The 7,983-nt window shown below is 32.8% G+C and carries 8 protein-coding genes; 4 read left to right on the top strand and 4 right to left on the bottom strand.

Annotated features, from left to right (window positions below; all coding sequences use genetic code 11):
- The 4 genes from N4A42_RS06145 to N4A42_RS06130 all read left to right on the top strand — a co-directional run.
- A partial coding sequence (locus N4A42_RS06145; protein WP_294071416.1) for an SH3 domain-containing protein occupies positions 1–1,796 on the top strand: 1,796 nt, incomplete at its 5' end.
- Between the two features lie 17 nt (positions 1,797–1,813).
- Positions 1,814–2,473 carry a hypothetical protein gene (locus N4A42_RS06140; protein ID WP_294071414.1) on the top strand — a complete coding sequence of 220 codons (660 nt, stop codon included), beginning with the start codon at positions 1,814–1,816 and terminating at the stop codon, positions 2,471–2,473.
- A 134-nt stretch (positions 2,474–2,607) separates the two neighbouring features.
- Complete coding sequence (locus tag N4A42_RS06135; protein WP_294071412.1) at positions 2,608–2,928, top strand: antibiotic biosynthesis monooxygenase; 321 nt, start codon at positions 2,608–2,610, stop codon at positions 2,926–2,928.
- A 9-nt stretch (positions 2,929–2,937) separates the two neighbouring features.
- Entirely contained in the window at positions 2,938–3,642 is a 705-nt protein-coding gene (locus N4A42_RS06130) for an SDR family NAD(P)-dependent oxidoreductase (RefSeq protein ID WP_294071410.1), read from the top strand.
- Between the two features lie 100 nt (positions 3,643–3,742).
- Here N4A42_RS06130 and N4A42_RS06125 read toward each other — a convergent pair whose 3' ends face one another.
- The 4 genes from N4A42_RS06125 to N4A42_RS06110 all read right to left on the bottom strand — a co-directional run bounded on the left by N4A42_RS06125 (position 3,743) and on the right by N4A42_RS06110 (position 7,676).
- Entirely contained in the window at positions 3,743–4,285 is a 543-nt protein-coding gene (locus tag N4A42_RS06125) for a DUF4287 domain-containing protein (RefSeq protein WP_294071408.1), read from the bottom strand.
- A gap of 13 nt (positions 4,286–4,298) precedes the next feature.
- Positions 4,299–4,625 carry a hypothetical protein gene (locus N4A42_RS06120; RefSeq protein WP_294071406.1) on the bottom strand — a complete coding sequence of 109 codons (327 nt, stop codon included), beginning with the start codon at positions 4,623–4,625 and terminating at the stop codon, positions 4,299–4,301.
- A gap of 5 nt (positions 4,626–4,630) precedes the next feature.
- Complete coding sequence (locus N4A42_RS06115; protein ID WP_294071404.1) at positions 4,631–5,002, bottom strand: VOC family protein; 372 nt, start codon at positions 5,000–5,002, stop codon at positions 4,631–4,633.
- A gap of 178 nt (positions 5,003–5,180) precedes the next feature.
- Entirely contained in the window at positions 5,181–7,676 is a 2,496-nt protein-coding gene (locus N4A42_RS06110; protein WP_294071402.1) for a M14 family metallopeptidase, read from the bottom strand.
- Positions 7,677–7,983 lie beyond the last annotated feature (307 nt).

Below are 7,983 nucleotides of genomic sequence, written 5' to 3'. Positions count from 1 at the left end.
TTAGAAAAAGTATTAGATGTTATATGAACGTTTATAAAGTAAAGTATAGTTACATTATTTGTTTTGTTCTGCTATGTGCTTGCAAACAAAACCCAAAAACGCCACCACCTAAAGTTTCAGAAACAGAAACTTCAGTACAGGTAGATAGTGTGGAGGAGAAGACTTCAGAAGCACAAGACACAATAGCAGAACAATCAAAACCCATCGATATTACACGTTTTAATGTTGCTATTGCGCAAACCAAAACCAAACCGTTACCACAAATCGAAACTACAAATTTCGATAGTTTTAATGAACCCGAAGATTACGATGAGGTTGATGTGCAACTGTTTCAACTCGAAAGTATTTATCCCAATTTTCATAAAGACACCCATAATTTCAAAGCCATTTCTAAGTACAAACTGGCGATTTCAGAAGCCTTCCATTCTGTAATTATCACCATTAAAAAGGGTGATAACGAAATGGAAACGATATTGATTAACTACGATAAAGATGGACAAATTATTAGTCATATTGTAGTGGCTTACGACGAAATTGCAGAGGGCATGTCGCAAATCGTTTCACGAATTAACAACTACGAAATCATAAAGCACAACATATTTTGGGCAGAGAAAAAACAAATTGAAGAAGAAAATTATAGCATAATGGCTGATGGTACTATTGAGCACAATGGATCAGAAGATATTCAAGAAACTGTTGAGAATTATGTGTTAATAAACAATGTGTTAACCGATTTAAAACTCAAATGGGTACAAATTAAAACCGATTTAATTGTAGTAGCAGAAAACCCAAACAATTATCGCGAAGCCATTATTGTAATTCCTAGAATTATGGAAGAAGGTGAGCAGTATTTTGCTTTGAGTAGTTATATTGTGGTAGCTGATTATAGTTCGGGTAATATTTTGCATACCTATTTTGAAAGCTATCAAACCAACGGTTGGGTGTCTGATGCGCTGAGATTAGATGAGATTAAAATAGATCCAGATAGCTATAAGCTTAACGATTCTACCTTAGCATTTGGCGTTCGTGTTAGCTATTTTGGGCCGTCTAAAGTTAATCCATATTATAGACAAGATTTGAGTTTGTTTATAAAAGAGGGCAAAAAGCTGAAAAATATGCTTCCTAATTTTGCGGTTGAAGACAGCGGAGGTGAAGTAAACGATGCTTGCGAAAGCGAAATCATAAACAACTCTAAAGAATTTATTATTTCTGAAGAAAACACCAATGGCTTTTTTGATATTAATGTAATTGAACGTATTACTGAAACAACCACATTTATTAACGATAATGGAGATTGCAACGAAAAAAACGTTGATTACACCAAATCACGACTTTTAAAATTTAATGGTAAAACCTACACTTTAGATACTTTGATTAATGAACCCTTACGATTTTATTTAAAAGATAATGTGCCAGACCATGCGCATATTTTTACCGAGCCGAATGGTAAAGTCTTGTATGGTCTCGCTCAAGAGAGTGATTATATACTAACAGTTGATGCATTTGAAGACGATTGGTTTCGCGTAATAAAATTAGACGAACTTGATGCTGAAGCTATCGATTTACCTCGAGGCTATGGTTATATACATCGTTCAGCTCTAGCAGCCTCAACCCAAACCAAAGTTACACTATTAGACCAACCTAAAACAGGGAGATCTTTAGGAACAATCGCGAAAGAAACTCAAGTTAACATTTTAGCGTTGCATAAAAATTGGGTAAAAATTGAGTACAATGGTTTAACAGGTTGGACAGAAGCCAAATGGCTTTGTGGTAATCTTGTAACGACTTGTCCCTGAATACAAAAAGCTTAACTATGAAAGAAATAGTAGTACTACTTATTATTAGTATAACACTAAGCTGCAATGCACAACACAAAAAACCATCAGATTTTATTCCTGAAGGATATGTACTATATGAAAAACACTTTGGTGACTTAAACAATGATAAACAAGACGATTATGTGCTTATTATTAAAGGTACAGCCAAAGAAAATATAGTTGTAGATAACTATAATAGAACTGTTGATAGAAATAGGAGAGGCATTATTGTTTTATTTAAAATAGGTAACAGCTATAAACTTGCAGATTACAATTACAATTGTTTTTCATCAAAGCATGAAGATGGAGGTGGTTATTATCCACCGCAACTTTTTATTGAATTCGAAGAAGGAAACCTAAAAATACTCTACCGTCATGGTAAATATGGCTTTTGGAGTTATATGTTTAGATATCAGCATGCTAATTTTGAGCTAATAAAGTACGAGGCAACTAGTAGTCGAGGACCAATAACATTAAAGGAAACAAGCATTGATTTTGTAACAAAACAAAAAATCGTCAGAGAGAACACTAATGACGATGCCGAAAGTGATGAAGAAGTGTTTAAAGAAACACAAACTCATATTAAAATAGACGCGCTGATTAAAATTTCTGACATTACAGATTTTGATGAACGTCCAATTTTAAATAGTTTTTAAGTGTTTTAAAACCTCACAGGTTTTTAAAACCTGTGAGGTCTCTATACTTTTATAGTCATTTTAAAATTATTTAAAATCAGTGCTATCGACAAATAAATTAAGAAACTTAATAACGGAAGACTAATAACAAGTTTATGATATCAAAAACACCAGAACCACCATATTATGCTGTGATTTTTAGTTCTGTAAATACTGAAAACGTCGAAGATTATTCTAATATGGCAGAACGAATGGTTGAATTGGCAAGAGAGCAAAACGGATTTCTTGGAGTTGAAAGTGCTAGAAATGAACTAGGAATTACGGTATCCTATTGGAAGGATTTAGACGCGATTAAAAGATGGAAAGAAAATACGGAACATACCATAGCAAGAGAAAGAGGTAGGAAAGAATGGTATCAGTCTTTTAAAACTAGAATAGCAAAAGTTGAGCGAGATTATGAGTTTGAAAAATCCTAATTATTGTTAATGAAAAAGGAAAACGTTATAATCACAGGAATTAATAGAGGACTAGGAAAGGAGTTATTTCAACTTTTTATATCAGAGGGTTATACAGTATATGGAATTTTAAGAAATACATTAGAAGCTGAAAATCTAAAAGACAAACTTCCTAAAAACGGAAAAATAATTTTAGCTGATTTATCATTGGATGAATCAATTACTACCATTCAAAAAGCTATTGGTGAACAACCTGTTGGTTTATTGATTAATAATGCAGGAATTGGAGGGCTTTCGTATTTAATTGAAGAAATTGAATCAAATGAAATCAATAAACTTTTTAATATTCATTGCCTTGGAGTTTTCAGAACAGTAAAGGCAGTCAAAGCAAATCTACTAAAAGCTAAAGAGCCAATTGTATTAAATCTTAATAGTAGATTAGGTTCAATGACAAGACAAAGTAGTGGAACTTATAATGATATAACAGTTAGCTATTCATATAGAATAGCAAAAGCAGCTCAAAACATGTTGACTCTTTGTTTACGAAAAGAGTTCAAAGAAAATATAAAATTTATAAGTATTCATCCTGGTAAAATGAAAACTGACATTGCTCAAATAGATGCTGATATAGAACCAAAAGTTACCGCCAAAAAAGTTCTCAAATATTTTGAGAATAAAACGTTTAAAGAAGAAAACGGAATAATTGAATTAGATAAACAAGTGATAGAATGGTAAAGGTTGTTCATAAATTAAAGCTTTTATTAAATTAGTTGTAAATCATTTTTTAACTTCAATCCAAAACAATTTGGATTAAATCTGTAATAAAAACTTAGGCTTAATTTGCCTTTTCATAAGCTTCTTTCATCCACTCAATTAATTCATTGTCAACGTCGTCAGTTGAAGTAAGTTGTATGCGATGAGTACACATTGTACCAAAAGGGCCAGAATTACCAAGACGATCTGTTGTAGGTTTGTCTTTTAATTTTAATCCTAAGTCTATTCGTGTTTTTGTTGCTGGTTTTATAAGTGCAAATTGACGCTTTCTTATAATGCTTACGCTTCCTTTTTTGGGAGCTATAGTAACATCATCACCAAAACCTTTTAAAATAGGAAGTAGCTTTTCGTAAATAGGGAACAAGCTTTCTTTACCTTTATATTGATTGGTAACTAAATCTTCATCAGAATGATTTTCTTCTTTAGAAAGTGTTACAATAGTATTTGCAAAACCGTGAGTAACACCATGTTCTTTTTTAAGAAAATTGACTCCTTCAGAATGTTTTGTAAACGCTTTTTCTTTTAATATCTTCTTCCATTCATCTAATGATTTACCAGTTTTCTCTGGCATGTTATTAATCATGGTTTGTAGTGCGTCACTCATAGTTTTTATTTTTTTATTTCGGTTTAAGCGTATTAACATAAGCAAAGCTTTGTTCAAAATAGCTAACCATAAGTTTTTTGTCTGTCCAAAGCGATTCTGGTACTAAAACATAGTCTTTCATTTTAGCACCATAAGAATAATAATGGCCAGTATTATATTTGTTCATAAACTCAGCGGCTTCCTCCTTTGGTAAACGAATACCAATTTCAGCATCTTTATTGAGTAAAGTAAACATGTAACCGTTAGATGAGGTGTAGATCATCTTTTTGCCTTTGCGGTCAAAACCACTACAGGCTTCTGTAATATCATCGTAAATTTTTAATGCATCGTCCCAAGTCATAATAACTATATATGTTGATCTACTAAAATAGCATTTCCATCTGGATCTAAAACTACAAAACTAGCAGGTCCTGTTGTAGATTCATCAGCTTCATGTTCAAATACAACAGCTTTAGATTTTAAATACTTTTGAATGTCTCTAACATCATCATATTGTTTTAGTGTGTTAGCATCTTGATCCCAACCTGGATTAAAGGTAAGGATATTGTTCTCAAACATACCTTGAAATAAACCAATTAAAGAAGTTTCGTTTTTCATAATAAGGTAGTTCTTATCTAAATCTCCTGCAAAAACAGAAAACCCTAAGTTTTCATAAAATACTTTTGAGGCATTAATGTCCTTTACTGCGAGACTAACTGAAAAAGCGCCTAGTTTCATAATATAATGTTTTGTTAGTTTTTTAAATATAAATTATCATTAGTTAATTTGAAGGTCTGGTTTTTTTAAAAAAATCGTGCCTAGAACGTTAATGTTCTAGATTTCTCGGCAGCTCTCCTAAACGTAGTCAAAGTTTGAAATTTCCATAATTAAAAATTTCACTCTAACTGACAAAAGGTTAAAGTTCATATGCATTATTGTTTACAAAGAAAATAGAGTTTACCAAGAATAATTTCCCGTTTTCCCAAAAGCTTCTAAACAAAGTATTATCTACAAAATAGATATAACTACCACTACCTTTACGCTCTTCACCAAATACTAAGGTGTGGTTGAGATTTTTAAGTGCAGCTTTACCAGCAAAGCCAGAGAAAACCTTTGTGTTGTCTAAATGTGCAACGTTGTAGCCACTGTCTAAAATATCGTAAGCTGAACTTCCTAATTTTAACGTGAAATAATCCTTACTATAACCAAAAGCCATAGGATGCGTATTGTCTACTTTAGTTTTAAAAATAGCACCAGTAATTAGGTTGTTGCTGTACTCACGTTCGCGCTCAGCATAAGGCGTTAAATTATCATCATTACCGTTGTTTTCAGTATCCTTATACTTAAGAGAAAATCCGTTTTTACCAGCAAAACTTCGTAAAGCACCATCTATAGCAATAACTTTTCCGCCAGAGCGTACCCAATCATTAAGTTTTTTCATGTTGTCTTCGTTGAGAACACTACCATAATATCCATTAGGTATAATAAGCACATTGTACTTACTCAGACGTGTTCTACTTAAATCATCTGTGTTAATAGATGTTAATGGATAATGCAATTGTTGCTCAAAGAAATGCCATATTTCACCATAGCTTAATGATGATGTGCCTTCACCTGAGAGTACAGCCACTTTTGGTTTGTTGATTAATTTTATATCTGGCGAACCAATATCTGGTATGGTTTGCGAAAATCCAGATTTGATCTGCGTTAAATTTTGTCTGTGGTTTTGAGCAATTTTATTTAAAGAGCTAACAAATTCTTTAATGTGTTTATTGTCTCCTTTAGTAATCACAAGCGAACCACGCTCAAAATAAGAATCATTAGATTTAAATGGTTTTTCTGTGAATCTTACTTTGAAGTTGCGTTTTAATAACTCTGCTAAAAATTGAGCGTCTTCAAGAGAGTTCCATTTACTCACATAGCCGTAAGCATCCTTTAACACTTGTAATATTTTGCGTTCGGCTAATTTACTACTGTTTACCTTTTTTGTACTGGCAATAGCATCCAATCCATATGCATAAGGTACAGACCAAGCCGTAATATCGTAGGTTAATGAATCGCTTAGCTTTGCATTAGGTTCAAATAAAACCTTAACCATTTTACCCTTAGGTTGATTGGTGTGTACAACCACAGCATTGTTATCTACAGCCATGCTACCTTGTTGACCAGTGGCATAATTATAACCAGTTACTTTAGAGTCACTAGCATTTTCAAAAGCAATATTATGCTTGTCTAAAAGATTTTTTAGACTATTTAAATTATCTACATTACCTTTTACGACGTAGCTTTTGTATTTTAAGTTGTCATTTTTGAAGAATTTAGCAAATTCAGAATTTAATTGCTTTGCATTTTTTGAAGCAATTTCAACAGTTGAAATTCCGGTAACTGTATGATGCGTTAATCTATCAATAAGTGTTAGCACTTTGCCTTCATCATTTAAAATCCCTAAGCCAGCCATGCCATGTCCACCTTGCTCGTAGGTCATACCAATAGCTCCCATATAAGTAGGATAGGTGTCACCATAACTCGGATAGAATAAATCGAAGCGTTCTCTGGTAAAAAACAACCAACCTTCAGCATCAAAATATTTAGCATGGTTTTTTCCTATTTGCGTTTGAAAATCGCGTTGCCAATCACTAATAATTTCATGAAAAGGTTCAGCTGCAGGTGCAAAATAATAAGGTTCATTTGGCCCTTGCTCATGAAAATCTACATGAATATGTGGCATCCATTTATTGTATGCTTGTAATCGGGTTGCACTCTCTATTTGTGTTGCCCAAGCCCAATCTCTGTTTAAATCAAATAAGTAGTGATTTGGACGTCCTCCTGGCCATGGTTCGTTGTGTTCACTGGCTTGTTGATCAATATCATAAGGTTGACTCGCGGTTTCGTTATACCAATTAACATAACGATCGCGACCATCAGGATTTATACAAGGATCAATAATAACTATGGTGTTCTCTAGTAAATCTTTTCTTTCGGTTAAAAGCTTATAAAGCGTTAGCATTGCGGCTTCTGTACTAGAGGCTTCATTACCATGTACATTATAACTTAACCATACAATAGCAATATCGTTATTCTGGTTTGTTAGTGTAGTGGAACTGCCTTCTTGTAAACCAGTGTTTTTTAAATTATTTTCTCTAATGGTTTCGAGATTTTTAATGTTTTCTTCAGAAGATATATAAGCTAAATACAAAGGCCTTCTCTCGTTTGTTGTACCATACTGTTCTAATTTTACCTGATTAGGAACTACAGAAGCAACTGCTTTAAAATAATCTATAACCTGATGATGACGACTAAACTGTGTACCAATGTCGTAGCCTAGAAATTGACTTGGAGTTTCAATGGATTGTGCAGCAATGCTTGGTAAAGCCACTACAGTAATAAAAAAAACACAAAATAAATGGCGCATAGTGAGTTGGTTTTATTTCAAAAGTACATGAATTTTTTTATTTGGTTTTTAGTTTCAATTTCAGCCTCGATTTAAACTTCAAGATGAGAATACTTCGTCTAATTGCATTACGCTCGCAATGACATTACGGTTGACGATTTACAAATCAACGACTACACAAATCAATGCTTAAACAATTACACAACTAAAACAACTTTTGAATTAACTTAAAATTAGCAGTTAAAATTACCACTTGCCGTATATTTATGCCTTCATAACATTTTTATATGCCAACGGACTGTATTTCTTTTAGAGCAACTAATTATTT

Source organism: Winogradskyella sp., assembly GCF_025210595.1.
In the GTDB taxonomy this organism is placed as follows: Bacteria; Bacteroidota; Bacteroidia; order Flavobacteriales; family Flavobacteriaceae; genus Winogradskyella.
Note: the sequence above shows the minus strand (reverse complement) of the source record. Positions and strands in the feature narration are given on the sequence as shown.

Excerpts from the sequence above, each read along its gene's own strand:
- N4A42_RS06140 (WP_294071414.1), top strand. The coding sequence starts at position 1,814 with ATGAAAGAAATAGTAGTACTACTTATTATTAGTATAACACTAAGCTGC.
- N4A42_RS06135 (WP_294071412.1), top strand. The coding sequence starts at position 2,608 with ATGATATCAAAAACACCAGAACCACCATATTATGCTGTGATTTTTAGT.
- N4A42_RS06130 (WP_294071410.1), top strand. The coding sequence starts at position 2,938 with ATGAAAAAGGAAAACGTTATAATCACAGGAATTAATAGAGGACTAGGA.
- N4A42_RS06125 (WP_294071408.1), bottom strand. The coding sequence starts at position 4,285 with ATGAGTGACGCACTACAAACCATGATTAATAACATGCCAGAGAAAACT.
- N4A42_RS06120 (WP_294071406.1), bottom strand. The coding sequence starts at position 4,625 with ATGACTTGGGACGATGCATTAAAAATTTACGATGATATTACAGAAGCC.
- N4A42_RS06115 (WP_294071404.1), bottom strand. The coding sequence starts at position 5,002 with ATGAAACTAGGCGCTTTTTCAGTTAGTCTCGCAGTAAAGGACATTAAT.
- N4A42_RS06110 (WP_294071402.1), bottom strand. The coding sequence starts at position 7,676 with ATGCGCCATTTATTTTGTGTTTTTTTTATTACTGTAGTGGCTTTACCA.